Source organism: Gordonia sp. DT218, assembly GCF_049847105.1.
Lineage (GTDB): Bacteria > Actinomycetota > Actinomycetes > Mycobacteriales > Mycobacteriaceae > Gordonia.
On sequence record NZ_JBNCNS010000007.1, the window covers coordinates 53,485 to 78,542 of the forward strand.

Here is a 25,058-nt window from a genome sequence, read left to right on the forward strand (position 1 = left end):
TCACACCGGTAGTTGTCCCCCGGTGGACCTGCGCAGGTCCGAGAAGGCCTGGATCGACGTCGACATGGCGGTGGCGACCGGCCGTGCGCCGGCCCCCTCGGTCTTGGACACCATGATCACGTTGTCGATATAGGGCTGAATGGTGCTGGTGTTCTGCACTGTTGCGACGATGATCAGCTGGAAACCGAACTTGCGGAACGCCGAGAGTGCCTGCTGCGCGAATTGTGGATCCGATTTGGAGAAGGCCTCGTCGAGCATGAGCTGAGCGAAGATGGGTCGGTTGTCGTCGCCCTGTGGACTCGCGAGGTTGAAGCTGAGGGCGCCCGCAAGACAGAAGGCCATCAGCTTCTCCTGTTCGCCGCCGGAATTGTCGCCGGCATTGCTGTAGGTGCGGATCGTCTCCCCGGTGACAGCGTCGTGTTCTTCGCAGTAGAAGTCGAAGCGGTTACGCACGTCGAGGGCGTCGCGGGTCCACTGCCGATCCTCGGGCGTGTTACCACCCAGACGTTCTCGCAGCAGCAGGATGTCGGCGTACTGCTCGAGGATGGCTTGGTCGTCGCCGAAGCTGACAGCTGTGGTCCGTTGCGAGATCTGTCGTGCCTTCTCGGTGAGGTCCGCGACGGCCGCAAGGTTCTTCCGTCCGGGGTGGAGCCGAAGGCGCGTGCCCCGATTGAAGGCCACGGCGGCCAGACCGGTGTTGACCCGCTCGATCTGGTCGACGATGCGACGTTCCTCGGCGTCGGCGGTCATGTGCAGGTTGAGGATCGCCCCGGGCGCCTGTTCGGTGATCAGACGTCGCATGCGCTCGTATGCGGCAGGGAGTTCGCGTTCATCGATCCGGCGGCTCAACGCGACATAGTCGTGTAAGCGCTCGTCGAAGTCGTCGCTGTCGTTCGGGATCGCGTCGGGGAACTCCTCGTCGTAGCTGTCGAGGATGCGCCCGAGTTCGTCACGTGAACGGCGGGCGTCCGACCGCATCCGATCGCGATCCTTCACCACCGACTTCATCAATTCCTGCCGAAAGGCCTCGGGTGCAAGCACATCGAGCGCGGCCGGAGATTCCTCTCGGAATCCGTCGAGGGTCTTCTCCGCCTGTGCGGAAACATGTTCGGGTTTGAGTCGATCGACGAGGTCGAGGAGCTGGGTGCGGCGGCGGTCGTGCGTGGCGATCTTGTCCCGCACCAGGGCGGCCTGCGAGATCGCCGATCGCACCTGCTCCCAGATGTCCTCGGCTTTGCGCTGGAGCGCCTCGATGTCGGGGTGTTCCTCCATCAACAGTTCGTACTGCTCGGTGAGCTGGTCGACTCGATCGTCGGCGGAATCGGTATCGATCTCGCTCCACTGGGTGAACTGTTCACACACCCGGCGGCAGTCGTCGCGACGTTGCTGTCGAGCAGTCCGGTCGTGGTCGAGTTCGGCGCTGGCTTCCCGCGCCGAGTCATAGGCGCGAAGCTCGTGATCGAATTCGTCCCGCAGGGCGGCAATCTTCGATTCGACGTTGCCGACGAAGATGTGTTGCGACGGCCGCAGGGCTTGACGATCGTCTTTGATCGCGAGTTTCGCCGAATCCTTTCGCAACCCCTGGTCGGTCACGGCCTTGGCGTGATCGGCGAAGTCGGCCGGCGAATCGACGCAAACGTAATTCCCCAACCGGGTCAAGATGGACAGCGCCTCCGCCGAGCACGGGTGATCCGGATCGACTGCACGTAGTTTCGCGCCCAAGGTCCCGGGTTCTGCGGTGGGTGCTGCACGGTTCTCGGCGTGATGCAGCTGAATCCGGCCGCGCATGTCGTGGCTGTTCACAAAACGCAGTGCGGCCCGGAAATGCTTGTCGGGAACCAGAAGTCGTAGGCCCGCGTTGCGGAGTACCTTCTCCACCGCGGACCGCCACCGCTCCTCATCGGGATGCAACTCCACCATCTCGGCCACATAGCGCAGCTCTGATTCGTCGATTTGCAGGGAGTTGGCGATGGCCCGGCGCATCTCGTGTTCGGCACGTGGGAGCGCCGAACCTGCCTGCTCCACACGACTCAGCTCCTCCTGCGCGGCGTCACGCTGGGTGCGCGCCGCGACTTCGCGGGCCAGGGTCTCGGCGAAATGCGCCTTACCCGCGTCGAGCTGACCGTCGATCTGGGTGGCCTCTTCCATGAGGCTCTCGCGCAGTGACCAGAACTCCTCGGCATCGTCGGGGATACCGACGCCGAGGCCCGAGATCTTGTTCTCGTAGGTCGTGCGTCGCATGGAGGCCTCGTTGCTGACCTTCTGCGCGGTCGCGAGCTGCTCCTGCAACGGGGCGAGATCGCCTGTCGAGGTGGCGATCCGCGACAACAGGTGACTGTGATCCTGTCGGAGCTGGTCGTGCTGGCCGGTCAGTGCGGCGAGATCGGCGTCGAGGCGAGCGATGTGATCATCGAGGTCGGCCACCTCCGGTTCGGCAGTGCGCAGACGCAGGTTGTTCAGGTAGGCGCGCACCGCGGCGGTGTCGATGGTGTCGAGGACCGTGAACGTGGCGGCCTCGGCCGCATACCTCTCCTGGAGAGTTTCGATGCTGCCCAGAATCGTGCGCTTGCGTCGTGCCACATCGAGGAGTTCCCGCGCCTCGACGAGCGGATCGATCTGCTCGAGCGCATCTTTGATCCCGGCGGTGCTGGTGGGTTCGTCCAGCATGAATTCCCGCACGAACTGGGCCAGGCCACCGACACTCTTGAGCGATTTGGCCTTACCGAGGAGCTGCTGGGCTGCGTCGGAGCCGCGAATACCGATCAGGGAGTACAGGGTCGCCAGGTACTTGCCTTCGCCCGGCCCACCTCGCCAGCCCTCTTCGCGGAACTTGCCCGAGTTGTAGTTGTTGCCGGCCCACGAGTTGCACACGTCGACGATGTCGACGTCGCCGTCGTGGACGAAGTACGAACTGTGTGCGTCGGTCATCTTGCCGGCCGCCAGCCACTTCAGCACAAGGCCGGTGATCGAGGATCCGGAGCTCGACGTATATGTGACGGCGATGGCGGCCCAGGCAGGCCCGGTCCCGCGCAGATACATGATCTCGCGATGGGCGTTGGTCCCGTCCCGGCGTTCACCCCAGGCGCCGCGCACGTACTTTCCGACGGTGCGTTTGCCGCTCGACGATCCCGCGGCGGTCGCGTCGCCGGAGGCATTGAAGTTGCGCCGGTGATCTGGGAGGAAGGCCAGCGATATCGCATCCAGCAGTGAGGATTTGCCGCTCCCCGACGATCCGGTGATCAGTGATCCGGAGGTACTGAACGGGATCGAATGGTAGCCGTCGAAGACTCCCCAGTTGATCAGTTGCAGTCGGGACAGGTGATATTGGTCGACCGGTCCGCTCACCAATCATCTCCTTCGTCGTCATCGTCGTTGTCGTCGCCACCAGCTCCGGCCGACTCGATCGCTTCGGCGGCAGGCGCGTCGTCGCCGGTCTCCCCGGATCCGATGAACTGCTCGAACTGCTTTTGCAGGTCGGTGATCACCGATGCGGTCATCACCGCCGAGATGACCGGGCTGACCGTGAACGTGTCCGGGTCATCCCGATGTCTCCGCAAGAACTCCAACTCGTCCATCTTGTCGATGGCGTGCTCGATACGTTTGTCGAACAGTGCCAGATCGCGGTCGATGGTGTTGGTGACACCGGCGAACAACTCATGGATCTCTTCCCGCGTGATCAGCACTCGCTCGTCGCGAGATGCGCGTAGGTACTTGGCCAGGTGCAGGGCCAGGATCGCATCGTAGGTGTGGATCGCCTCGCGTTTGAGTATCCTTCTGCCCCAACGTGACTCATACCCGGCCTGCTCCACGAAGGCGACCTCGAGTTCATCGACGATGCGCAGGCGCAGGTCAAGCTCCGATAGCCGGATCCTGAGTTGGTCCTGGTATTCGGCAACCCAAGCCCACAGTTGGGGCTGACGATCGCCACTGACGAAGCGGCGGGTCAGAAGATTCTGGAGGGCCCAGCAGGCACGATCGGGCAGAGCGCTGACGTCGCCGTCGAAACGTGGTGCCCCTGGGCTGTCGTCGCGACCGCCGCGCTGCACGGCCGGGAGATCGTCGTAGCCGGCGAACTCGTCGGGTACTCCCCCGCCACTGTGCCCGTCCGTGACGTCGAGGTTGCTGGTCATAGTGCGTCGACCTCCGCGGTCGGAATCGGTTCGGTGAACATCAGCGCCGGGACCTCGATGATGCGATCCTCGCCTTCGAGCGATCGGAATCGGACGAAGGCCGACTCGGGGTTGCCGGTGCCGGACTGCTTCAGAGCCCAGGACCACAGCACGATGACGTGGGCGAGGTAGGGCTCGTCGATGCGTGCAATCACATCCGACAAGGCGATCGGACCGGCGTCGACCGCTGCGTTGACGACTTCCGTGAGTTCGACCGTGTCGACCTGACCGGACAGCGACGCGAACGTCGTGAGATCGGCGCTTCCGATCGCCGGCAGCGCCGCGGCGGGAGGGGCGGGGTCGCGGATCTCGAAGGTCAGGCGGCCTGCGGACGTGATCGATGGTGTCGCCAAGGGCAACTCGTAACCGATGCGGCGATCCGCGAGTGAGGTCTTCAGCAGGTCGTTTGCCGTGGCCAGTGCGTCGTTGAGTTGGCGCGCTATCCCCCGGCTCTGCTCGAGTGTTCCCGCGGCGACGAATCTGCGGATGCGTCGGGCACAGCGCTGGCGCGTCCGTCCGACCTCTGCCATCTGCTGGGTGACGAGGCCGAAGAAGTCGTCCATCACCGATCGGAGGCCGCGGTCGATGCCGGGGAGTTGCCGTGTCACCGTGGCGATGTCGGCGACGAGCCGAGCTCGCTGCTGCGGATCCTGGATCATATGGGTGAAGGCGTGGTAAGACGCACTCTGGGAGGACTCGAGCAGGGCTTCGTAGTCGTCGAACATCTGTCGCTGACGATCCCGGTACGCCAGGTCCGAGTCGTGCGGGTCGTCCAGCAGCGCCGTCGTGATCCGATCCAGCATGCTGCCGTACTGCCCGATATCGGAGATGATCTGTTCCATCTGATAGGCGATCGCCCGCGCCTCGTCCTCGGCGACACGTAGGTCGGGCTCCGGCCGTCGCCCCGCGTCGAGGTCGGCGAGTTCGGCGTCGAGTTCGGAGATCTGATGCTCGATCTCCTCCCGTATCTGACGCGGATCGTTGGTCACCTGGCCGGCAACGCGATGCAACCCGGCCGCGACGCCGCTGATCGAGCCGCCGGTGGCGACGCTGTCCTCGCGCCTCAGGCGCCGGACGTAATCGACCACAGAGCGTGCCTCCGAGGTCAGAAAACAGAGGTTTTGGGCCGTCCGGACACTCGTGTCCGTCACCCGGTGCAGCCACCCCTGCCTGGCCCATAGTTTGACCAGCTCGAGGCCGCTCGGTTGGTCGGCGACGCCGAGAGTGGCCATGTCGCGTTCGAGTCGCACGGCCAGATCGGTCTCCGACAATCGCGTGCCGAAATCCAGGTGACGTTCCATCAACGTCACGTAGAGAGCCGAGTTGTTCGCCGCGAAGAGCCGGACCCCTGCGGACCTCTGGATCCCTCGATTGGCATCCCACGCGTCAGCCAGTGTCGGCTGCTCAGCACTCTCCATCGCCGCCTCACGGGTTTCACAGGGACTGGTGGACCCGAGGTAGTGTGCCACGTCCGACCGCCCTCGCTGATGCTGCGGGGCGGTCGACCCGATGCATCGGGAAGTCGTTGCAGGTCGCGCCGTCAGCGGATGGGGTGGGCTGTGGACGGCGACGGCTCACCACCTGGATCGTCGCCACGCGGGCCGGTGCGAGTCGGGTGGCGATCACATGTCGTTCGCGCCGCGTTTCTCCGCCACCAGTTGCACCAGGTTCCCGCAGGTGTCGTCGAAGACTGCGATGACGGCGGTCCCGATGTCGGTCGGTGGCTGGGTGAACACCACTCCCTTGGCGGTGAGTCGCGCATGTTCGGCCTCGACATCGTCGACGGCGAACTGGATGAGCGGGATTCCGTCCTCCGCCAATGCGTTCCGATACGGTTGGACGGCGGGGTGACCGCACGGTTCCAGCAGCAGCTCGGGTCCGTCAGGGGATTCGGGTGACACCACCGTGAGCCACGAGTCGTCGCCACCCAGCGGGATGTCGTGATGCTTCGTGAAGCCGAGCACGTCGGTGTAGAAGGCCAGGGCGGCTCGCTGGTCGTCGACGAACACGCTGGTCAGGTTGATTCTCATCGATCATGCCTCTCTGTGGTGGGCCACCGACGCGTGATCTGCGCGAGTGGCTCCGGGGTGAAGTAGTGGAACTTGGCCCTTCCGCGCCGCTCGGTGGCGACCAACCCCGCGGATTCCAGCACCGCGAGATGTTGTGAGATCGCCTGCCGGGTGAGCCCGCGAGCGTGTCGCGTGGTCAGCAGTGCACAGATCTCGAACAGCGTTTGGCCGTCGCTCGCGGCGAGTTCGTCGAGGATGAGACGCCTGGTCTCGTCGTCGAGAGCTCGGAACACGTCGACCATGCCCGTCACTATAGGCAAGTATCTACTTGCCTATCAAGCGCAAGCGGCATGTTGTCCACGGCAGCCGACCACGTGCGGCCACTAGCATGGGCGTCATGGTGATGGCTGATCGTCCGGAGGTGCAGACGGCGTCCGGACCGGTGACCGCCCTGACCGTGATGGGACTTGCCGAGAGCATGCTCAACGGACTGGCGCGGGTGCCGTTCCGGCGGCCGTGGGACGGACCGGGCGGGCTGCTCGACAACGTGGGCCAGTCGGTCACGCGCCAGGTCGTGAGGTCGTTCATGGGCTATTCGATGGGACTCCCGATCGAGGAGTTCCGCTCGATGGAGAAGATCCTCGACGACATCTGCCTGGCCGTGATCCCGCCGTTCGTCGGCGCCATCGACGGGGTGGAGATCACCGACGACACGATCGGAGGCGTGCCGGGGATCTGGTGTCGCGCGAAGGCCAGCTCAGATGCCTTCGTCGACGATGCCGACGACAAGGAGACGATCGGCGCCACCATCCTCTACTTGCACGGCGGTGGCTACATCGGCACGTCGCCGATCATGTACGCCGCATTCGCTGCGTCTCTCGTCGGGATCACGGGATACGAGGTCTTCATCGCCGACTACCGGATGGCGCCCGAATTCCCCTTCCCCGCAGGTGTGCTGGACGCCGCCGACGTCTACCAAGGCCTGCTCGATCGTGGGGTCGACCCGAAGCACCTCGCGATCGCAGGCGACTCCGGAGGCGGCGGATTGGCAACGTCGCTGGTGTCCTACCTGCACAGCCAGTCGAAGCCCAAGCCCGCGGCGCTGGCTCTTTTCTCACCGGAGGTCGACCTCGATCTGGACCATCCGTCGATCACCGAGAACGCCCAATACGACATCCTCCCGTGGAACGTCCCGGTCACGCCATACCTGCATGGCGTGCAGCCGAACGACGAACGTGTCTCGGCGGTGCACGCGGCGCCCGATCCCGAGTGGTTTCCCCCGACGTTCGTCTGCTGGGGTGCCGACGAGATGTTCCGGGACGGAATCCGGGAGTTCGCCCAGGAACTGCAGGCCGCCGGAGTGAGGGTGCATGCGATGGAGGAACGCGGGATGTTCCACGTGTTCCCCATCCTCATGCCGTGGGCGGAATCGTCGCGTCGCGTGTTCCGCGCCCTCCACGAACTGGCAGGCGGCTACGTCACCCCCGACCCCGACGCGGAACAGACCCACTGACGTGACCGACGCCGGCGTGCCGACAGCTCGATCCTCCATGGGACCTGTTGTGGCCGTGGCGATTCTTGCGTCCTTCGTCGCGTTTCTCGACGGGTCCGTGGTCAATCTGGCACTCCCGGCGATCTCCGGCGACCTCGGCGGCGGTCTGACCACCCAGCAATGGGTCGTGGATGCGTACCTGCTGACGTTGGGTGCGCTGATCCTGGTCGCCGGCTCCATCTCGGACGCGTTCGGCCGGTTACCTGTTCTGCGAGCCGGATTGGTGATCTTCGGAGTGTCGTCGGTGGTGTGTGCGCTCGCTCCCACCGACCTGATCCTGATCATCGGCCGTGGCGTCCAAGGCGCCGGCGCGGCATTTCTGGTCCCCAGTTCGCTGGCCCTGATCAATTCGGCGTTCTCTCCCGACGATCAGCCCAAGGCGATCGGCACCTGGACGGCGTGGACCGGCACCGCATTCGTGGTCGGGCCGCTGCTCGGCGGCGTCCTCGTGGACGCACTGAACTGGCGTTGGATCTTTGCCGTGAACGTTCTGCCCGTGGTCGTCACCTTGGTGCTGTCGATGCGTCTCGTCGAAGCGCCGCGGCCACCGACACGAACCAGGATCGACGTGCCCGGTGCGGTGCTGACCGCCGCCGGTCTCGCCGGGACGGTGTATGCGCTGATCGAGGAGCAACGTCTGGGATTGTCGAATCCCGCTGTGGCGGTGTCGCTCATCGTCGGCGTGCTGAGTCTGGCGGGACTCGGCTGGCGGGAACTGCACACCGACAATCCGATGATCCCGCTCCGGATGTTCCGGGTGCGCAACTTCGGCGTCGGCAACCTCGCGACGACCTTCATGTACGCCGGCCTGTCGATGGGTTCGCTGATCACCGCGCTCTTCCTGCAGGAGGTCGCGGGTTTCTCGGCGCTTGCTGCCGGACTCGCGACATTGCCCGTCCCGGTCCTGTCGTTCTTCATCGCGCGCCCCGTGGGCGCTCTGTCGGCGCGATACGGTCCACGCCTGTTCATGGCATGCGGTCCGATCCTCGCCGGGTGCGGCTACCTGCTGATGCTCACCACCGACGACGATTTCAACTTCTGGTGGCAGATGTTGCCAGGGCTCGTGCTCTTCGGTCTCGGGTTGTCGGTGACCGTCACGCCATTGACGTCTGCGGTGCTCGCGGCCGTGAGCCGGGAGCAGAGTGGCATCGGTTCGGCGATCAACAACGCGATCTCACGGGTGTCCGGGCTGGTGGCAGTCGCGTGCACCGGCATCATCGTGGGCGGAGTGCTCGACACCGCCGGCTTTCATCGCACCGTGCTCATCACGGCCGTGCTGTTCATCGCCGGCGGCATGGTTTCGGCCCTCGGGATCCGCAACAGTGAGCACCGTGAGGGGGGCGTCCCCCTCCGCGCCGCCGCAGGCTGTTACGACCGGGCGACCGCTCCCCCGAGCGTGCGGGCGGACAGCGACGGCATCGGTCATCTGGACAACCCCTGATCGTCACCTTCAGGCTGGCTGATACCGTCGTTCACGGCGACTTCTGGACAATTCCGACCGAGGTCTCGAAAGAGGTTTCCACCCATGGGTATTCGTCACTAGCTGCGCCACGCCCCAGCGGTCACCGCGGCGGAAGCGATCGGCATGGTGGCCGACGGCGCACTGATCGTCGATGTGCGCCGTCATTTCGAGTGGAACCGCAACCACATTCCCGGGTCAGTCCACATTCCGCTCGAAGAACTGCCCGATCGCTACGTGGAATTGCCCGACGACCGACTCCTGATCACCTTCTGCACCGGTGGCCTGCGTTCAGGCGGTGCCGCGAACATGTTGATCGAGTTGGGTTTCGAGGCGAGGAACATGACGAAGGGACTCATCGACTGGCGAGCCGCCGGAGGATCATTGCAGGGGGCGAAGCACGCACCTCGGTGACGTGCCGCCGATCAGACCTCCGGCGCCGCGGGATTCTCGTCGGTCGCGACGACACCCCGGAGTCCGTCGGCCCCGAACAGCGGCTCGAGCATAGAGCTGAAATCGGGTCCACGGCGCAGCATCTGGCCACCGTCCACGTTGATCACCTGGCCGGTGATCCAGGTGGAGTCCTCGCCCAACAGGAATGCCGCCAGGTGGCCGATGTCCTGGACCTCGCCGATCCGGGGTATCGGTGTGGACACTCGATAGTCCTCGGTCAGCTGCGGATCATCCAGCACGGCGGTCACCAGATCCGTCCGGATCAGACCCGGCCGGATGCCGTTGACCCGTACCCGGCTCGGTCCGAGTTCGTCGGCCGCGAGCGCGACCATGTGATCGACCGCGGACTTGGTCACCCCGTATGCGCCGAACCAGCGGTGCGTATTGCTGGCCGCGATCGAGGAGATCGCGACAAACGATCCCCCACCGGCGCGCACCAACTCCCGTGCCGAGTGCTTCAGAGTGAACATTGTCCCGTTGACGTTCAGATCGACGGTACGTTTCCAGGCCTCGCTGTCCATCTGCGTCAGCGGGCCGATGGTCTCGCTGCCGCCCGCGCAGGCCACCACTCCGTCGAGGCCGCCGCCGAACTCGGTCGCGGCAGCCACGGCAGCGACGACCTGGTCCTCGTCGGTGACATCGGCGGCGTGCGCGTGCGCGCCGGCGCCCGCCGGTGCATCCAGGTTGAGCCGTTCTTGCACTGCTGTCAGTCGGTCGGCGGTCCGGCCGACGATCGTCACCTTGGCACCGAGGCCGACCAGAACGGTGGCGATGCCCTCGCCGATTCCGCTGCCGCCACCGGTTATGAGTACAGATTTCCCTGTCATCGTCACGACCCAAGACTAGAACACGTTCTAATCTTGGGATCTGGCGGGGCCGCGTCCCGAGGTGCGCTCAGCGTGCCCGCCTGACCCGGATCGGCACCGACGCCCACGATCTCAATGTGTTGTTGAGGTGACGACGAGCCGGACCGGCGAGCTCGATGCTCTCGACTCGGCGGACGAGTGCCGTGAGGAGGGCCTCGGACTCCAATCGTGCGACGTGCTGGCCGACGCACTGATGGAGTCCCATCCCGTATCCGACGTGACCGGACGGATCACGATCGAGATCGAACGCATCGGGGCGTTCCCAACGTCGCGGATCGCGGTTCGCGGCCCCGAGGAACATCAGGATCTTCGACCCGTCCGGGATGGTGACGCCGGCGAAGTCCACGGCACGTGTCGTGGTGCGGAAGAACGTCTGCACCGGCGACTCCCAACGCACGGCCTCGTCGAAAGCATTGCGTATCGATGCCGGATCGGTGCGAAGTTGCTGCCATTGCGCCGGGTTGGTGGCGAACGCGTAGAGGACTGCGGCGAGACCGTTGACGGTGGTGTCCACGCCCGCGGTCAGCAATGACCGCACCACCAGCGGGGCTTGTTCCACGGTGATGTCGCCGCGGTCGCTCGCCGCCCAGATCTGTGCACCGAAACCGTTGTCGGTCAGTGCCTCTCGTGTGCACTGCGTACTCACCCACGCGGACAATCCGGCGACGCGGGGCGCGCCGTCGGCCACCAGGCTGTTCGACGGACCGAAGGCGTTGAACGCGTGGTTGCCGTATGGGAGCAGATTCTCTCGCCCGGTGGTCGAGATGCCCACCGCGTCCGGGAAGACGCGGAGCGGAAAGGCCTGGGCGAGTTCGATCGCCGCATCGAACTCGGTCGACCGTGACAAGACGGACTCGACCAGATCGTCGGCATCGGCCATCCAGTCATCGCGTAACCGGCGCAACGCGCGCGGACCGAGGATCTTGCTCAGGACCGCCCGCGGGGCGTCGTGATGGGGAGGATCGGCCTCGAGGAGCACGCTGGGCGGGCGCCACGGTTTCTCGTGACGGAAATTGGTCAGTCCCACCCCGGCGGCCGACTGGAAGGACTGCCAGTCGGTCAGGGCAGCATGCACCTGCTCGTATCGGGCCATTCCGTAGACGCCGTACCTCTCGAGGAGGACAACCGGTCCGATGTCGCGCAACTCCTGCTGACTCGGCAGCGGGTCGGAGAGCACATTGAGCGCGAACGGGTCGAGGTCCGAGACCGGGATCGCGGTGCGCGGGGAGATCGTGGTCGTCATGATTCGTCCTTGGGTGGGGATCACAGGTCGATGACCAGGTGATCGGAACGCGAGCGGGATACGCAGACGAACATGCAGTCGCCGACCGCACGTTCGTCATCGTCGAGCAGAGAATCGCGATGGTCCGGTTCGCCGGCGATCACGGCGGTTTCGCATGTGCCACAAAGCCCCTCCCGGCACGACGAGAGAACGGTGATCCCGACATCGGAGAGTGTGTCGAGGACGCTGCGCTCCGGCCGGACCGTCACCGTGCGTCGCGAGCGCGCGAGGTGTAGTTCAAATGGCGCGGTACGTGCGGGCGCCACCGTCGTCGCGGAGAAGCGTTCGATGCGCAGCCGCCCGGGCGCCCAGTGGGACGTCGAGGCCGCCAGGTCGTCCAGCAGTGGCCGCGGGCCGCACGCATAGACCTGCGTGCCGGCCTCCAGGTCGCCCAGGTGGCCGATCACGTCGAGCCTGGCGCTCTCGTCACGCGCACACACCGTGACACGTTCCGCGTGCACGGCGAGAGCGTCGAGGAACGGCATCGCCGATCGGCTGCGTCCCAGATAGAGCAGATGCCATGCCGCACCCAGCATCTCGGCTTGCACGATCATCGGGACGATCGGTGTGATACCGATCCCGCCCGCGACGAACAGATAGCGCGCTGCGGGTGCCATCGCGAAGTTGTTGCGTGGTCCGCCGATCTGAACCTGTGCACCCACCTGCAGCGTGTCGTGGATGTACGCCGACCCGCCCGAGCCGTTGGCCTCGCGTCGGATCGCGACCCGATAGGTGTGCGCGTCCCAGCGATCCCCACAGAGTGAGTATTGGCGGGTGAGGCCGCCCGGCAACGTCAGGTCGATGTGGGCGCCCGGAGCCCAGTCCGGAAGTCGTCGACCGTCGGGATGCTCGAGCGTGAGGACGACGACACCATCTGCCACGACCTCTTTTGTGCGGACCCGCAACACGTGTGCCGGGTGTCCCTCCTGAACCATGTCCACTCTCCTCATGTGACGCGTGGATCAAGGGTCGCGCTCTGGTCTGGTGCCGCCCCAGGGCTCTCTCAATGAGTGAGAGAATAATCGTGGTCTGGATCACTGGTGAGGCGAACGGACGTGGGTCATCACCCTCGATATCCCGCGCGCTGCCGCCTGGACCGCCGGGATCTTGCTGTACGCAGAGGTGTCGTTGGGTGCGATGATCCCGAGGGCGGCGACCACGGTGCCTCGACCGTCACGGACCGGCGCAGCGATGCCGGTGGTGTCCGGGTAGATGTGTCCTGCGCAGAGTGCGTAACCCTCGCGGCGGATGTGGGCGAGCATCGTGCGCAGCTCCGCAGCTGAGTGGATCGTCTGGTCGGTGTACACCTTCATGGGCGTGTCCATCACCGACTGCTGGATGTCAGGCGCAGCATGCGCGAGCAAGACGAGGCCCGACGATGACGCATGCACCGGCAATCGGCCGGCGATCCGGGAGTAGTTCACGACCGGCCCCGGCGACCACAGGCGCTCCAGGAACAACACCTCGGTCCCTTCGAGAACCGCCAGCTGTGTGTCGTTCCCGATGACCTGGTGGAGATCCTCCATGAACGGCAACGCGGCCGCGCGCAGTCCCATCACGGGTGATGCGCGAGTCGACAACTCCCACAACCGTATCCCGATTCGGACCTCCCGGCCGGAGCGCTCGAGCCAGCCGGCCCGTACCAGCTCCTCGACCATGCGTGACGCGGTCGCCACGTGCAGCTCCGCTCGTCGCGCGATCTCGCCGATCGTGAGCGAGGGTTCATCGAGACCGAAGGCCTCCACGATGCGGACGGCACGGGCGATGACGGACTCTCCGGTGGCCACGCGCGACATGGCTCGATCCTGTCATGCGCGGCCGGCGGCGTCGTGGGATCGAGCGCACCACGCTCGCCCCCCTACTACACTGGCGGGACCGATCAGGAGCCCAGATGTCACCGACCCGCCGCGTGTTGATAGCAGATGTGACGGTGCCTTTCGCAGCGCCGCCGGCGACGACATTCGATTATCTGGTCGATCCCGAGAACCGTCCGCACTGGCAATCCAGTCTGCGTCGGATCGAGGATCTGTCACCGGTGGGCAATCGTCCCGGAGACACCGGTACGTCGTGGACGGACATCACCTTCGTGCCGTGGGTTCGGCCTCTTCTCGAGGTCGCCGAGTATGCGGACCCCGTGCGCTGGCGGGAGATCGGTCGATGGTGGTTCGTCGACGCGAGTCTGAGCCTTGCGGCCGAGGCGCTGCCGGATGGCCGCACCGATGTGCGAGCTCGCGCGTACCTCACCGTCCCACTGATCCTGCTACCGCCCACCTTGGCACTGAAAATACTGTCGCCGTGCGCATTACGTGCCGATCTGCGTTCGGCGGCGTCGATAGTCGGAGGCTACTGAGTCGACGAACCGGGGGCAGTCGACCCGCCACCCGACAAATCGACCCGGGCGTGGTCGATGAACCATTCGGTCCATTGTCCGGGCGTCCAGCCGCGTTCGCCGATCAGCCGGAGCCAATTGCGTCGGGCAGCCAACAACCAGACAGCGTCGACGATCACGTCGTCGGGACGTTCACCGGTGATCACGGTCAGTGCCCATTGCACCTCGTCCCAACGGTTGGCCTCACGCACTCGGAGACGCTGCGCGGCAGCGGGATCGGTCACCGCAGCGTCGTCCAGCACGTTCTGAATGGCCGCCGACCTGATGTGCGCGGCACACAGCCATCGAGCGCCCGCGGCGAGACGCTCGTCGGGCCGTCCGTTCCCCATCGCCCGATACTCCGCGAGCTCGCGGACCGGGATCCCCTCTCCTGCGGACAGCGCGTGGTCGATGCACGCGTCGAGCAGGGCCAACTTGTTGGGGAACTGCTGATAGACGGTCTGCCGCGTGACGCCCGCGGCGCTGGCGACGTCGGCCATCGTGGTGGAGACCCAGCCACGGCCGCAGAACATCTCGGTGGCAGCCGCGAGTGCCCGGCCACGGTTCTCCAGCGCGCGTCGGGCACGGAGCTCGGAGTTGTAGGTGCGTGCCACGAACACAGTCTAGACATAATTGAGATTACGCTGTGTAATGGGAATTGAAATCCCTACCGAGGAGACCTGATGCGTGATCACACCGTGAGAACCGATCTCGGACAGCTGCATGCCACCATCTTCGGCGAAGGGCCGGTGACCGTGCTCTGGCACAGCATGTTCGTCGACGCCCGATCGTGGCAGCGGGTGGTACCGACGCTCGCCGAACACCGAACGCTGGTTCTCGTCGACGGGCCGTCGTCCGGGCGCAGCGACCGACTCGATCGCGCTGTCGACATCGCCGCCTGCGCGGATGCCGCCGCAGCACTCGTGACGGACCTGTGTACGAGATTTGATCAAACCGGTGTCGACTGGGTCGGCTGCGCCTGGGGTGGTCACGTCGGTCTCCATCTCGCGGCCACGCAGCCCTCGATGGTCCGCAGCCTCGTTGCGATCAGTGCCCCGACATTTCCCATCGACCCCGCGTTACGCCGGCAGGTCGGGATGCTGCTACCGCTCTATCGCCTCGTCGGCCCACGGGGGCCCGTGCGCGCCGCGATCGAGACGGCGATCTTCACCGACGCCACCCGCGCCCACGATGCCGAAGCCCTCGGGCTCCTGAACGATTCGTTGCGTACATCCGGTCGTTCGATGATCGCGGCAATCCGCTCGGGGATCATGAATCGCACCGATCTCGAATGGGCGGCATTGCGCACCACGTGTCCGACACTGTTCGTGAGTACCGACGACCGGGGTGAGTGGACGCCGGCCGAGGCTGGTGCGATGGCATCGAGAATGACTGACGCTCAAGAGGTCACAGTGCACGGCGCGCGAGTGATACCCGCGCTCGAACAACCCGTGGCGACGGCGTCGGCAATCGTCGACTTCTGGAGCCGATCCACCCTCACCACGGATCAGCGGCGGGTGTGATCGGTCGCTCCGACATCGTCCGGGCGACCGTCCGAGTACGAGATCCGGATCGGGCGGAGGATCGCTCGGTGTGTCGATCCGTCGTCGGACAGGACGGATGCGGTGGCGGCGATGTGGCCGGTCCCGACGAGGTGCGCGGTCACGAAGAGCGTGACCGAGTGGTCGACGAGGTACACCGGACGGACGAATCGCGTGTCGCAGCCCGTGATCCGGCCGCCGCGGTTGCGCACCCAATCGTCGGCATGGCGGACCACGATTCCCAGTATGAGCAGGCCGTGTGCCACCGGCGCGGACAAACCCGCCGCCTCGGCGGCGTCGGCGTCGATGTGAATGGCGTTGTTGTCTCCGGACACTCGCGCGTAGCGGCGGACGCGGTCCCTGGTGATCTCCTCGGTCACGTCCCAGAGTTGCTGACCGGGCACCACCGGCTCGACGGGCGTGGGAACCTGCGGCATCGTAGATCGCCGCCTAACTTCTGAAGGTGAGGGTGGACGTCGTCACCGCGATCGGTGAGCTCTCCCCGGCCGCCACGATGTCGCTGCGGACGAGGAGCTGCGTGGCGCCCCCACGTCGATGGATTTCCTCCACCGTCAACAGCCCGCTCAGGTGGTCACCGAGCCGGGGCTCGCGGCGCAGCAGTAGTGATTCGGATGTGTGGACGATGCCGTCACTGGGCACGGTCCCGGAATGCATTGCCTGATGGGCCAACTCGGTCGTGACACGGAACACCACCGGTAAGCCGAAGTCGTCCGAGTCCGAGCCGAGGGCGTCGGCGAAGCCGGCCAAGAGCTCGCCGTCGACGACGACAACGTCCGGCGTCGTGAAGGTCATGCCCTCTACCAGCTCTCTTGCCATGCTTCACGCTAGCGAACCGACGACAGCTTGCCAATCCTCGGGACAGACGAACGCTCGACGTCTGTGCTGTCGCCCGGGCCCCGCCGGGGCAGGCCACTCGACGAGATCGGCGAAGGTGACGGCCGCGGGCCGGTCATCGCGGATCGTCGTGCACGTCGCACCCTCGGTTCGCAACACAGAGCGCGGGTCTCGAATCCGTCGAGACCCGCGCCGAGCTGGATCCGAAGACTCACCAAATGCCACGCGAGGGTGCGCTGGCGGGGAACGGCCGTCCCCTGCTCTGCCTGCCACTCGTCGGTCCCCGCTAGCGGAGCGGACCCATTCCGATGATCGCGTCGGCATGGCGGCCTGCCTCGCTCGCCGCCGCGGTCACTGGTTGCCGAAGGGCGTCACAAGCGAGTTCTCGAAGGCGTAGATGATCGCCGCCGCCCGGTCCCGCAGGTCGAGTTTGGTGAAGATGTGATTCACGTGGCTCTTCACGGTCACCTCGGAGATGAACAGACGGGCGCCGATCTCGGCGTTGGTGAGTCCGCGCGCCATCAGGCGCAGGACATCGAGTTCACGGTCGGTCAATCCGCTGTCGGCGGGTTCACGCGGCTCGGGTACCGCCCGACGGAATCCGCGGAGCACCCGTTCGGTCACGGCCGGGTCGAGAAACGCGCCGTCGCGGACCACCGCCCGCACCGCCCAGATCAACGCCTCGGCAGGTGAATCCTTGAGGATGAAACCGGCAGCACCCGCGCGCAGAGCGCCCGACAGCAGTTCATCGTCGTCGAAGGTGGTCAACACGAGCACCGGCGGAGGCTCGCGTAGCGTCCGCACGGTGGCGGTGGCGGTGATGCCGTCGACATGACGCATCCGCAGATCCATCAGGATGACGTCCGGCGCGCACGAGGCAACCTTCTCGATCACCTCGTTGCCGTCGCCGCATTCACCGACGATGTCGAATCCGTCGCGGGCCCGCAGGATACGACGCAGTCCGGTCCGCACGAGTTCCTGGTCGTCGACGAGGAGTACGCGGATACCGAACGGGCTCACCGGAACCGATCGCGTTGACGTCATCAGCCGGCCCGCCGGACGGCGGCGGCGGCGCCGGGAAACGCCGCACGGACCACCCATGCCTTCTGGTGACCGCCGGCGTCGACGACTCCGCCGAGCAACTGCGCCCGCTGCTTCATGCCGTCGATGCCCGAACCGTCCGATGACGCGCGACCCGTCACCGGTGAATGCGGATTGCGGACACACAGGACGATGTCCGCATCCGCGGTCAAGGTGACTGTCGCGGTGGGGGTGCGCGAATGCTTCACCACGTTGGTCAGAGACTCCTGGGTGATCCGATAGAGCGCCGCCCCGAGAGGAGCCGGGATCGCCTCGAGGTCCACGTCCACGTCGAAGCTCACTGCGACGCCCGCCTTTCGGTAATCGTCGACCAGTCGATCGATGTCGCGGGCACTGGGCGTCGGGGCCGCCGAATCGTCCGACGAACCCAGGACTTTCACGATGTAGCGAATCTCGGTCATGGCCTGGCGTCCGAGTCGCTCGGCATCTTCGAGTGCCTCGAGCGCCTCGTCATCGGCACCCTGCTGAAGCGCGCGGCGCGCGCCCGTGACGTTCAACATCGTGATCGACAGCGAATGCGCGATGACGTCGTGGACCTCGCGGGCGATCCGGCGGCGCTCCTCGTTGGCGGCTTGTTCCGACCGGGCCCGCTGGTCACGTAATTCATTCTGGGACAGCAGCTTCTGATAAAGAATCATATAACCGACGAGCCATCCGCACAGGATCGCGAGGACATAGACCGCCGGAGACTGCAGGTGCCCGGCCTGGCTGCCGACCAGGACGACAGCCACCGACAGTGCCGCCACGGCCAGTCCGCGGCGCAGCGACTCCATGGCCGCGGCTATCGCGGTCGTCAGGGCGAGGAGCAGCGGGGCCACGTCCACCGGTACCGGGTCCATCAACATCACCGCGACGGCAACCGCAGCAAGGACGGCGCAGACCACCTTGCTCGGGATCCACAGGTCCACGACCAGCGACAGTGTGGCGATCGCGGCTCCGAGGAGTGCCCACCACGGGGGTTCCAGTGGCAGTCGTTGAACGACTGCGCCGATGGTCAGCCCGGCCGAGGCCGCGAGGGTCACGGCCGGATAGAGCGGCGGGTAGCCATCACCCGCGAGTTCGACGCGGCGGCGGACCACCGCGACCACTGACGTCACCGACACAACAAAAGGATAGGCCGCGTGGCCGTGCAGTCATCTGTCTCCGGTTGGAACCGTGACTCCACCCACGGATGGAGGACAGGTCCGTCTGCGGCATGCGGACCCCCCGGACTCGAATCCCTACCGTCGAATACAGAGGTCAGAGCAGGTCCGTGAAGACAAGAGGTGAGAGCCGTGACCATATCTGAGATCTTCCACCCGCACCAGGCGCGCACGGCAGCATCGATCGACCGGCTGCCGGCCGGCGGCAGGATCGTCGTGGGCTACACCGGCTCCGCGGTGTCGGCCCGGGCATTGGAGTCCGTGTTGCGTGCGGCCGACGCAGGTGTACGCATAGCGCTGGTCTGCGCGATCAACCCGGTCCGCCCGCCGCGATCGACGTCATTCCTGCACGACGCCCTGAAATCGGAGGCGTATCTACTATCGGATCGGGCGTCCATCGACGAACAGCTCCGCCGCGGCGTCGAAGCGCTGCACGCACATTCGCTGGAGCCGGAAACCGCGGTCGCGATCGAGGGTGATCCGGTCAGAGTCCTCTCCCGGGCCGCACGAGAGTTCGGGGCGGCGCACCTGGTGGTGGGAATGCGAGATGAGCAGCCGACGGGTCAAGTACGTCGGATCGCGAGGGCGCTTCCGGACGACATCGCGTTGTTCGTGACCTCCGGAGATGCCCACCTCCGATTGATGGGGTCCCGGCGCGTCCGCGGCCGTGCGCGAACGCTCGCACCGAACCCCATCGGTCGGGTCGTCGGTGCGTGAACGTTCCGAACCCACCCGCTCACCGGTTGATCCGTGTCGTCGGGCGACCGCAGCGATCGTCAGATGTGGCTGTCGAGTAGTGAGTAGCGCGCCTGGTCGAGGCGCCGGCCGATGATGTAGTCCTGCAGACCTGTACCCGTCACCTGCCAGCCGCTCGCACTGGACGTGCGCCGAGCCGGGATGGGAGGCGGTCGTCGACCACGCGCTCGCCTGGGTGCGCTCACAGCTGGGCGAGCAGACTCCGTCCTCGTCGCGTCAGGCCTGAGTCGGGCCGACCCCTTTGGGCGCGCCTGCCGACATGAAACCGAACAGGTATCCGGCGACCCGGCGCATCTGGATCTCGTCGGCCCCCTCGGTGATGCGGTACCGGCGGTGATGGCGGTAGATGTGTTCGAACGGTTCATGGCGTGAGTAACCACGTCCGCCGAAGGTCTGCATGGCCTGATCTGCTGCGTCGCAACACAACCGGTTGGCCTGATAGTTGCACATGGAGACCTCCTGGGAGGCCGCGAACGGTCCCTGGGTGTCCATCTTCCACGCCGTTTCCCGAACGAGGGCCCGAAGCATCGCAGCACGCGTGTGGAGGTCGACGAGGGGAAACTGGATCGCCTGGTTCGTGGACAGTTTCCGGCCGAAAGGCGAGCGTTCGTTGGCATACGCGACCGCCCGGTTGATGCAATATTGCGCGGCGCCGAGGCTCGAGGCCGCTTGACGAATCCGGTTCTCGTTGAAGAAGTGCTGCACGATCTGCAGTCCGCGGCCCTCCTCGCCGAGGACTGCCGAGTGCGGCACACGGACGTCGTGCAGGCTGATGTGTGCGTGGTCGGTGGGCATGTTGAAGGTCCACAGGTACTCCTCGACCGTGAAGCCCTCGGACTTCGGATCCACCAGAAATGCCGTGATGCCACGGGCGTCGCCGGCGTCGCCGCTGGTGCGGGCGAAGACGATGTCCCGATGGGCGGCGTGGATGCCGGTGTTCCACGTCTTCTCGCCGCGGATCACCCAGGTGTCACCGTCGCGGACCGCGGTGGTCTCCATGTGCGTGGCGTCCGAACCGTGGTCGGGTTCGGTGATGCCGAAAGCGAAGAACTTCTGGCCGGCCGCCAGATCTTCCACCCACTCCGCGCGCTGCTCGGGTGAGCCGTACTCCAGCATCAGCAGCAGGCCGATGTTGTTACCCACGATGCTGTGTTCGTTCTGGAGGTCGCAGTGCAGGCCGAGCCCCTTGCCCGCGAGATGCTCCCGGATGACGGCCATGGCCAGGTTGGAACCGTCGCGTCCGCCGAACTCCGGGGGGAACGGGTAGCGAAAATGCCCCGCGGCGTCGGCGCGTCGACGCACTTCACCGAGCAGCGCTTCCCAGTCGGCGCTCGGGAGTCCGTCCCGTTCCCAATCGGTTCTGGAGTCCTCACGTCGATGATCGAAGAAGCGGACGTTGTCGTCGGCCTGCTCCAAGGGGACTATCTCGTCGTCGATGAACGCATCGAGTTCGGCCAGGTAGTCGGTCAATGATTCGGGCAGCGCGAAATCCATGCGTGAATCCTCCGGGATGGACTGCGGTGGGTCAGGGACTCACGCGCCGTCGCATGTCGATCGGCAGGCCGTCAGCGGGTGTCGGGCCCGTTCCGTAGGTGAGGTCGAGCCGATAGTCGGCGGGCACCGACCATTCGAAACGCTGCAGCATCTGGTGCATGATCGACTTGACCTCCATCCCACCGAAGTAGAGGCCGATGCACTTGTGTGCGCCCCCGCCGAACGGCGCCCACGCGAAACGGTGCACCTTGTCCTCACGACGATCAGGTGAGAACCGGTCAGGGTCCCAGTGCGTGGGGTTCGGCCACCATTCCTCACGCAACATCGAGGCCCAGGGGTGGATGGCGACGAGCGTGTCCTTGGGTACGTAGTGACCGAGGATGTCGGTGTCCGCGATGGTCTTCCGGAAGAGCATGCCCACCGGGGCATTGATCCGCAGCGTCTCCTTGAACGCGAGGTCGAGGCTCGGCAACGAATCGATGTCGTCGTAGCCGAGCGTCGACTTCCCCAACGCGAGGGACTCCTCCCGGAGCCTGTCCTGCCATTGCGGGTACCGACCGAGGAAGTACGTGAGCATCGAAAACGCGATGGTGCTGGTGTCATGCGCGGCCATCATCACGAAGATCATGTGATTGACGACGTCCTCGTCGCTGAAGGTGTTACCGTCCTCGTCCTCGCTGTGGCAGAGGACGCTGAACAGGTCGTCGCCGTCGCCGGCCCGCCGAGCGGCAATCTCCGATCGGAAGTAGTGCTGCAGGTCCTCGCGCCCGCGCAGACCCCGCGCCCAGGTCCAGTCCCGCACGTCGGCACGCACGAGTGCCTGCCCGCCGCGGACGGCCGCCTCGAACGCACTCTCGAGTCGGTGCGCCTCGCCCTCGGTGAGCGACGCACCGACGAAGACCTCGGTGGCGAGCGACAAGGTCAGGTCCTTGGTGCGGGAGTACATCGGGAAGCCCGTGCCGACCTGCCAGTTGGACAGCGTCTTCTCGATGTGGGGCGTCATGATGTCGAGGTAGCCGTTGAGCCGCGGACGCGTGAACGCCTGCTGCAGGATTCGGCGGTGATGCATGTGCTCGTCGAAATCCATCAGCATGATGCCCCGGCGGAAGAACGGGCCGATCATGGGTTCCCAGCCCTCTTCGCTGGAGAAGGCCTTCTGCCGGTTCATCCAGGCGCATTCGATCGCCTCCGGCCCGACCAGCGTGACGATGTTCATGTTCAATGAACCCGACCAGGAGACCGGGCCGAACCTGTCGTAGCGGGCCATCGCACTGCCCAGCGGGTCGGCGAGCGCTTCCAGGGTGTTGCCCAGGAACGGCATCCCGGCGTCGCCCATCACAGGCTTCAGGTCCGACCCGGCGGGTGGCTCGGCCAGCGCTCTGGGTGTGCTCGGGTACGCCTTGGACAGCGCGCCGAGGCCGGCCTGGAAACTCTTCTTCGCGGATTGCACCGACGTCCACTCCTCGTCTGATCGACGTCGACACGGACGATGGGCTGCCCGTGCACTCTTGGAACGGATTCTTGCATCTGTTCCAACCGGAGTCTAGGTCCGCCCGGCCCCCATGTCCCCGGAAATCTCGTTTCGGTCCGTCGGATCAGGAAGGCGCCCCCACATAGTCGGCGAGATGGCGGCCGGTGAGTGTCGACCGATCGCCCACGAGGTCGGTCGGTGTCCCCTCGAACACGACGCGCCCGCCATCGTGCCCGGCGCCGGGACCCAGGTCGATGATCCAGTCGGCGTGTGCCATCACGGCCTGGTGGTGCTCGATCACGATGACGGACTTCCCGGAGTCGACCAGCCGGTCGAGAAGCTCCAGCAATTGCTCGACGTCGGCGAGGTGAAGTCCGGTGGTCGGCTCGTCGAGCACGTAGACGTCGCCCTTGTCCCCCATCTGCGATGCGAGCTTCAGCCGTTGACGTTCACCGCCGGACAATGTGGTCAGCGGCTGGCCGATGGTGAGATAGCCGAGCCCCACGTCCCGCAGCCTGACCAGGATCTTGTGCGCCGCAGGAATTCTCCCGTCACCGGAACCGAAGAACTCCTCGGCCTGGGCCACCGACATCGTGAGGACGTCACTGATGTCCCGACCGCCGAAGGTGTACTCGAGCACATCTGCGGAAAAGCGCTTGCCCTCGCAGACCTCACACGGGGTGGCGACACCGGCCATCATCGCGAGATCGGAGTAGATGACCCCCGCCCCTTTGCAGTTGGGGCATGCCCCTTCCGAATTTGCGCTGAACAGTGCAGGTTTCACGCCATTCGCCTTGGCGAAGGCCTTCCGGATCGGATCGAGCAGACCCGTGTAGGTGGCGGGGTTGCTGCGGCGCGAGCCTTTGATGGCCGCCTGGTCGATCGACACGACGTCGTCGCGTTTCGCCACCGAGCCGTCGATCAGGGAACTCTTCCCCGAGCCGGCGACGCCGGTTACCACGACGAGTACGCCGAGGGGGATGTCGACGTCCACGTCCTGCAGATTGTGGGTCGACGCCGCGCGGATCTCCATGGCTCCGGTCGAGGTACGCACGGACTCCTTCAGCGTGGCCCGATCGTCGAGATGTCTGCCGGTGAGTGTGTCGCTCTTCCGCAGGTCCACCACGGTGCCCTCGAAGACCACCTCGCCGCCGTCCCGGCCGGCCCGAGGGCCGAGATCGACGACGTGATCGGCAATGGTGATCACCTCCGGTTTGTGCTCGACGACCAGTACGGTGTTGCCCTTGTCCCGGAGTTGCCGCAGCAGGTCGTTCATCCGGTCGATGTCATGCGGGTGAAGGCCGATCGTGGGCTCGTCGAACACATACGTGACGTCGGTGAGCGACGAACCGAGGTGTCGTATCAGCTTCGTGCGTTGGGCTTCGCCGCCGGACAGGGTGCCGGCCGGACGCTCGAGGGACAGGTAGCCGAGCCCGATGTCCACGAACGAGTCGAGGGTCTCCCGCAGACTGGTCAGCAACGGTCCCACCGATGGCTCGTCGAGGTCTCGGACCCAGTCGGCGAGGTCGCTGATCTGCATCGCGCAGAGGTCGGCGATGTTCTTGCCCTTGATCTTCGACGACCGTGCGCTCTCTGCGAGGCGTGTGCCGTCGCACTCAGGACAGGTCGTGAACGTGATCGCGCGATCCACGAAGGCCCGGATGTGCGGTTGCATCGCCTCGCGATCCTTGGACAGGAACGACTTCTGGATCTGCGGGATGAGGCCCAGGTAGGTCAGGTTGATGCCCTCGACCTTGATCTTCGTCGACTCCTTGTAGAGCAGATCATCGAGTTCACGCTTGGTGAACTTCTTGATCGGCTTGTCGGGATCGAACCATCCGCACCCCCGGTAGATCCGGCCATACCAGCCCTCCATGCTGTAGCCGGGGATGGTGAGGGCGCCCTCGTTGAGCGACTTGGACTCGTCGTAGAGCGCCGTCAGGTCGAAGTCGGAGACCGCACCGCGGCCCTCGCATCGCGGGCACATGCCGCCGGTGATCGAGAAGCTGCGGCGCTCCTTGACCGTACGACCGGCCTTCTCGATACTCACCGCGCCCGCACCGCTGATGGACGCCACGTTGAACGAGAATGCCTGCGGCGAACCGATGTACGGCTTGCCGAGCCTGCTGAACAGGATGCGCAACATCGCGTTGGCATCGGTGGCGGTACCGACCGTGGAGCGCGGATTGGCGCCCATCCGCTCCTGGTCGACGATGATCGCCGTCGTCAATCCCTCGAGGACGTCGACATCGGGACGGCCGAGGTTCGGCATGAACCCCTGCACGAACGCGCTGTAGGTCTCGTTGATCATCCGCTGTGACTCGGCGGCGATCGTACTGAACACCAACGAACTCTTCCCCGAACCGGACACTCCGGTGAACACGGTGAGCCTGCGCTTGGGGATGTCGAGACTGACATCTTTGAGGTTGTTCTCACGCGCGCCGTGCACCCGGATCAGGTCGTGGGTGTCGGCGACATGTTCCTCAGGCGACCTGTTCTTCGCCTTCGTGGCCGTGCTCATCGTGCCTCCATCTGGTCGC

23 protein-coding genes are annotated in these 25,058 nt (G+C 65.6%); 6 read left to right on the forward strand and 17 right to left on the reverse strand.

All coding sequences use genetic code 11. The annotated features are described in order from the left end of the window. The 5 genes from ACPXCG_RS21790 to ACPXCG_RS21810 all read right to left on the reverse strand — a co-directional run bounded on the left by ACPXCG_RS21790 (window position 1) and on the right by ACPXCG_RS21810 (window position 6,480). Entirely contained in the window at window positions 1–3,345 is a 3,345-nt protein-coding gene (locus ACPXCG_RS21790) for an ATP-binding protein (RefSeq protein WP_425794344.1), read from the reverse strand. After that, complete coding sequence (locus ACPXCG_RS21795) at window positions 3,342–4,130, reverse strand: DUF4194 domain-containing protein (RefSeq protein ID WP_425794346.1); 789 nt, start codon at window positions 4,128–4,130, stop codon at window positions 3,342–3,344. The genes ACPXCG_RS21790 and ACPXCG_RS21795 overlap by 4 nt, the downstream gene beginning before the upstream one ends. Further along, window positions 4,127–5,587, reverse strand: a complete 1,461-nt coding sequence (locus tag ACPXCG_RS21800) for a DUF3375 domain-containing protein (RefSeq protein ID WP_425794347.1) — start codon at window positions 5,585–5,587, stop codon at window positions 4,127–4,129. The genes ACPXCG_RS21795 and ACPXCG_RS21800 overlap by 4 nt, the downstream gene beginning before the upstream one ends. Window positions 5,588–5,791: 204 nt before the next feature. Next, entirely contained in the window at window positions 5,792–6,199 is a 408-nt protein-coding gene (locus ACPXCG_RS21805) for a VOC family protein (RefSeq protein ID WP_425794348.1), read from the reverse strand. Beyond that, complete coding sequence (locus ACPXCG_RS21810; protein WP_425794350.1) at window positions 6,196–6,480, reverse strand: ArsR/SmtB family transcription factor; 285 nt, start codon at window positions 6,478–6,480, stop codon at window positions 6,196–6,198. The genes ACPXCG_RS21805 and ACPXCG_RS21810 overlap by 4 nt, the downstream gene beginning before the upstream one ends. A gap of 95 nt (window positions 6,481–6,575) precedes the next feature. On the opposite strand from ACPXCG_RS21810, the gene ACPXCG_RS21815 reads away from it, so the two are divergent. The 3 genes from ACPXCG_RS21815 (at window position 6,576) to ACPXCG_RS21825 (ending at window position 9,603) form a co-directional block, all read left to right on the forward strand. After that, window positions 6,576–7,691 carry an alpha/beta hydrolase gene (locus ACPXCG_RS21815; RefSeq protein ID WP_425794352.1) on the forward strand — a complete coding sequence of 372 codons (1,116 nt, stop codon included), beginning with the start codon at window positions 6,576–6,578 and terminating at the stop codon, window positions 7,689–7,691. Between the two features lie 55 nt (window positions 7,692–7,746). Next, window positions 7,747–9,171, forward strand: a complete 1,425-nt coding sequence (locus tag ACPXCG_RS21820; protein ID WP_425794354.1) for an MFS transporter — start codon at window positions 7,747–7,749, stop codon at window positions 9,169–9,171. Window positions 9,172–9,273: 102 nt separating this feature from the next. Continuing rightward, complete coding sequence (locus ACPXCG_RS21825; RefSeq protein ID WP_425794519.1) at window positions 9,274–9,603, forward strand: rhodanese-like domain-containing protein; 330 nt, start codon at window positions 9,274–9,276, stop codon at window positions 9,601–9,603. A gap of 11 nt (window positions 9,604–9,614) precedes the next feature. Here ACPXCG_RS21825 and ACPXCG_RS21830 read toward each other — a convergent pair whose 3' ends face one another. From ACPXCG_RS21830 to ACPXCG_RS21845, 4 genes are all read right to left on the reverse strand, one after another. Further along, window positions 9,615–10,469: an SDR family oxidoreductase gene (locus ACPXCG_RS21830; RefSeq protein ID WP_425794521.1), complete on the reverse strand. Its 855-nt coding sequence runs from the start codon at window positions 10,467–10,469 to the stop codon at window positions 9,615–9,617. Window positions 10,470–10,536: 67 nt separating this feature from the next. Beyond that, entirely contained in the window at window positions 10,537–11,751 is a 1,215-nt protein-coding gene (locus ACPXCG_RS21835) for a cytochrome P450 (RefSeq protein ID WP_425794355.1), read from the reverse strand. A 20-nt stretch (window positions 11,752–11,771) separates the two neighbouring features. Then, window positions 11,772–12,725, reverse strand: a complete 954-nt coding sequence (locus ACPXCG_RS21840; RefSeq protein WP_425794356.1) for a PDR/VanB family oxidoreductase — start codon at window positions 12,723–12,725, stop codon at window positions 11,772–11,774. 99 nt (window positions 12,726–12,824) lie between these two features. Further along, complete coding sequence (locus ACPXCG_RS21845; RefSeq protein WP_425794358.1) at window positions 12,825–13,586, reverse strand: IclR family transcriptional regulator; 762 nt, start codon at window positions 13,584–13,586, stop codon at window positions 12,825–12,827. A 95-nt stretch (window positions 13,587–13,681) separates the two neighbouring features. Between ACPXCG_RS21845 and ACPXCG_RS21850 the strand changes: the two genes are divergently transcribed. Further along, window positions 13,682–14,140, forward strand: coding sequence for an SRPBCC family protein (locus ACPXCG_RS21850; RefSeq protein ID WP_425794360.1), 459 nt, complete (start codon window positions 13,682–13,684; stop codon window positions 14,138–14,140). Here the strand turns inward: ACPXCG_RS21850 and ACPXCG_RS21855 are convergent. Continuing rightward, window positions 14,134–14,772, reverse strand: coding sequence for a TetR/AcrR family transcriptional regulator (locus ACPXCG_RS21855; RefSeq protein WP_425794362.1), 639 nt, complete (start codon window positions 14,770–14,772; stop codon window positions 14,134–14,136). The two genes, ACPXCG_RS21850 and ACPXCG_RS21855, sit on opposite strands and share 7 nt — an antisense overlap. Before the next feature lie 69 nt (window positions 14,773–14,841). Here ACPXCG_RS21855 and ACPXCG_RS21860 point away from each other — a divergent pair, with 69 nt between their 5' ends. After that, on the forward strand, window positions 14,842–15,681 hold the full coding sequence (locus ACPXCG_RS21860) for an alpha/beta fold hydrolase (RefSeq protein ID WP_425794363.1): 840 nt from the start codon (window positions 14,842–14,844) through the stop codon (window positions 15,679–15,681). On the opposite strand, the gene ACPXCG_RS21865 is transcribed toward ACPXCG_RS21860, so the two are convergent. The 4 genes from ACPXCG_RS21865 to ACPXCG_RS21880 form a co-directional block, all read right to left on the reverse strand. Continuing rightward, on the reverse strand, window positions 15,666–16,136 hold the full coding sequence (locus tag ACPXCG_RS21865; protein ID WP_425794364.1) for a MaoC family dehydratase: 471 nt from the start codon (window positions 16,134–16,136) through the stop codon (window positions 15,666–15,668). The two genes, ACPXCG_RS21860 and ACPXCG_RS21865, sit on opposite strands and share 16 nt — an antisense overlap. A 13-nt stretch (window positions 16,137–16,149) precedes the next feature. Further along, a complete protein-coding gene (locus ACPXCG_RS21870) occupies window positions 16,150–16,512 on the reverse strand; it encodes a hypothetical protein (protein ID WP_425794365.1) in 363 nt (120 codons plus the stop codon). A gap of 393 nt (window positions 16,513–16,905) precedes the next feature. Continuing rightward, window positions 16,906–17,598 (reverse strand): response regulator, encoded by a 693-nt coding sequence (locus ACPXCG_RS21875; protein ID WP_425794366.1) that lies wholly within the window; start codon window positions 17,596–17,598, stop codon window positions 16,906–16,908. Continuing rightward, window positions 17,598–18,758 carry a sensor histidine kinase gene (locus ACPXCG_RS21880; protein WP_425794367.1) on the reverse strand — a complete coding sequence of 387 codons (1,161 nt, stop codon included), beginning with the start codon at window positions 18,756–18,758 and terminating at the stop codon, window positions 17,598–17,600. Before ACPXCG_RS21880 ends, ACPXCG_RS21875 begins: the two co-directional genes overlap by 1 nt. 171 nt (window positions 18,759–18,929) lie before the next feature. On the opposite strand from ACPXCG_RS21880, the gene ACPXCG_RS21885 reads away from it, so the two are divergent. Then, entirely contained in the window at window positions 18,930–19,514 is a 585-nt protein-coding gene (locus tag ACPXCG_RS21885) for a universal stress protein (RefSeq protein WP_425794369.1), read from the forward strand. A gap of 255 nt (window positions 19,515–19,769) precedes the next feature. Here ACPXCG_RS21885 and ACPXCG_RS21890 read toward each other — a convergent pair whose 3' ends face one another. The 3 genes from ACPXCG_RS21890 to ACPXCG_RS21900 form a co-directional block, all read right to left on the reverse strand. After that, window positions 19,770–21,047: an acyl-CoA dehydrogenase family protein gene (locus ACPXCG_RS21890; RefSeq protein WP_425794370.1), complete on the reverse strand. Its 1,278-nt coding sequence runs from the start codon at window positions 21,045–21,047 to the stop codon at window positions 19,770–19,772. Window positions 21,048–21,078: 31 nt separating this feature from the next. Next, a complete protein-coding gene (locus tag ACPXCG_RS21895) occupies window positions 21,079–22,497 on the reverse strand; it encodes a cytochrome P450 (protein ID WP_425794371.1) in 1,419 nt (472 codons plus the stop codon). Between the two features lie 145 nt (window positions 22,498–22,642). Continuing rightward, window positions 22,643–25,039, reverse strand: a complete 2,397-nt coding sequence (locus ACPXCG_RS21900; protein ID WP_425794372.1) for an ATP-binding cassette domain-containing protein — start codon at window positions 25,037–25,039, stop codon at window positions 22,643–22,645. Between the last annotated feature and the right edge of the window lie 19 nt (window positions 25,040–25,058).

Excerpts from the sequence above, each read along its gene's own strand:
- ACPXCG_RS21795 (WP_425794346.1), bottom strand. The coding sequence starts at position 4,130 with ATGACCAGCAACCTCGACGTCACGGACGGGCACAGTGGCGGGGGAGTA.
- ACPXCG_RS21800 (WP_425794347.1), bottom strand. The coding sequence starts at position 5,587 with ATGGAGAGTGCTGAGCAGCCGACACTGGCTGACGCGTGGGATGCCAAT.
- ACPXCG_RS21805 (WP_425794348.1), bottom strand. The coding sequence starts at position 6,199 with ATGAGAATCAACCTGACCAGCGTGTTCGTCGACGACCAGCGAGCCGCC.
- ACPXCG_RS21810 (WP_425794350.1), bottom strand. The coding sequence starts at position 6,480 with ATGGTCGACGTGTTCCGAGCTCTCGACGACGAGACCAGGCGTCTCATC.
- ACPXCG_RS21815 (WP_425794352.1), top strand. The coding sequence starts at position 6,576 with ATGGTGATGGCTGATCGTCCGGAGGTGCAGACGGCGTCCGGACCGGTG.
- ACPXCG_RS21830 (WP_425794521.1), bottom strand. The coding sequence starts at position 10,469 with ATGACAGGGAAATCTGTACTCATAACCGGTGGCGGCAGCGGAATCGGC.
- ACPXCG_RS21835 (WP_425794355.1), bottom strand. The coding sequence starts at position 11,751 with ATGACGACCACGATCTCCCCGCGCACCGCGATCCCGGTCTCGGACCTC.
- ACPXCG_RS21840 (WP_425794356.1), bottom strand. The coding sequence starts at position 12,725 with ATGGTTCAGGAGGGACACCCGGCACACGTGTTGCGGGTCCGCACAAAA.
- ACPXCG_RS21845 (WP_425794358.1), bottom strand. The coding sequence starts at position 13,586 with ATGTCGCGCGTGGCCACCGGAGAGTCCGTCATCGCCCGTGCCGTCCGC.
- ACPXCG_RS21850 (WP_425794360.1), top strand. The coding sequence starts at position 13,682 with ATGTCACCGACCCGCCGCGTGTTGATAGCAGATGTGACGGTGCCTTTC.
- ACPXCG_RS21860 (WP_425794363.1), top strand. The coding sequence starts at position 14,842 with ATGCGTGATCACACCGTGAGAACCGATCTCGGACAGCTGCATGCCACC.
- ACPXCG_RS21865 (WP_425794364.1), bottom strand. The coding sequence starts at position 16,136 with ATGCCGCAGGTTCCCACGCCCGTCGAGCCGGTGGTGCCCGGTCAGCAA.
- ACPXCG_RS21870 (WP_425794365.1), bottom strand. The coding sequence starts at position 16,512 with ATGACCTTCACGACGCCGGACGTTGTCGTCGTCGACGGCGAGCTCTTG.
- ACPXCG_RS21875 (WP_425794366.1), bottom strand. The coding sequence starts at position 17,598 with ATGACGTCAACGCGATCGGTTCCGGTGAGCCCGTTCGGTATCCGCGTA.
- ACPXCG_RS21890 (WP_425794370.1), bottom strand. The coding sequence starts at position 21,047 with ATGGATTTCGCGCTGCCCGAATCATTGACCGACTACCTGGCCGAACTC.
- ACPXCG_RS21900 (WP_425794372.1), bottom strand. The coding sequence starts at position 25,039 with ATGAGCACGGCCACGAAGGCGAAGAACAGGTCGCCTGAGGAACATGTC.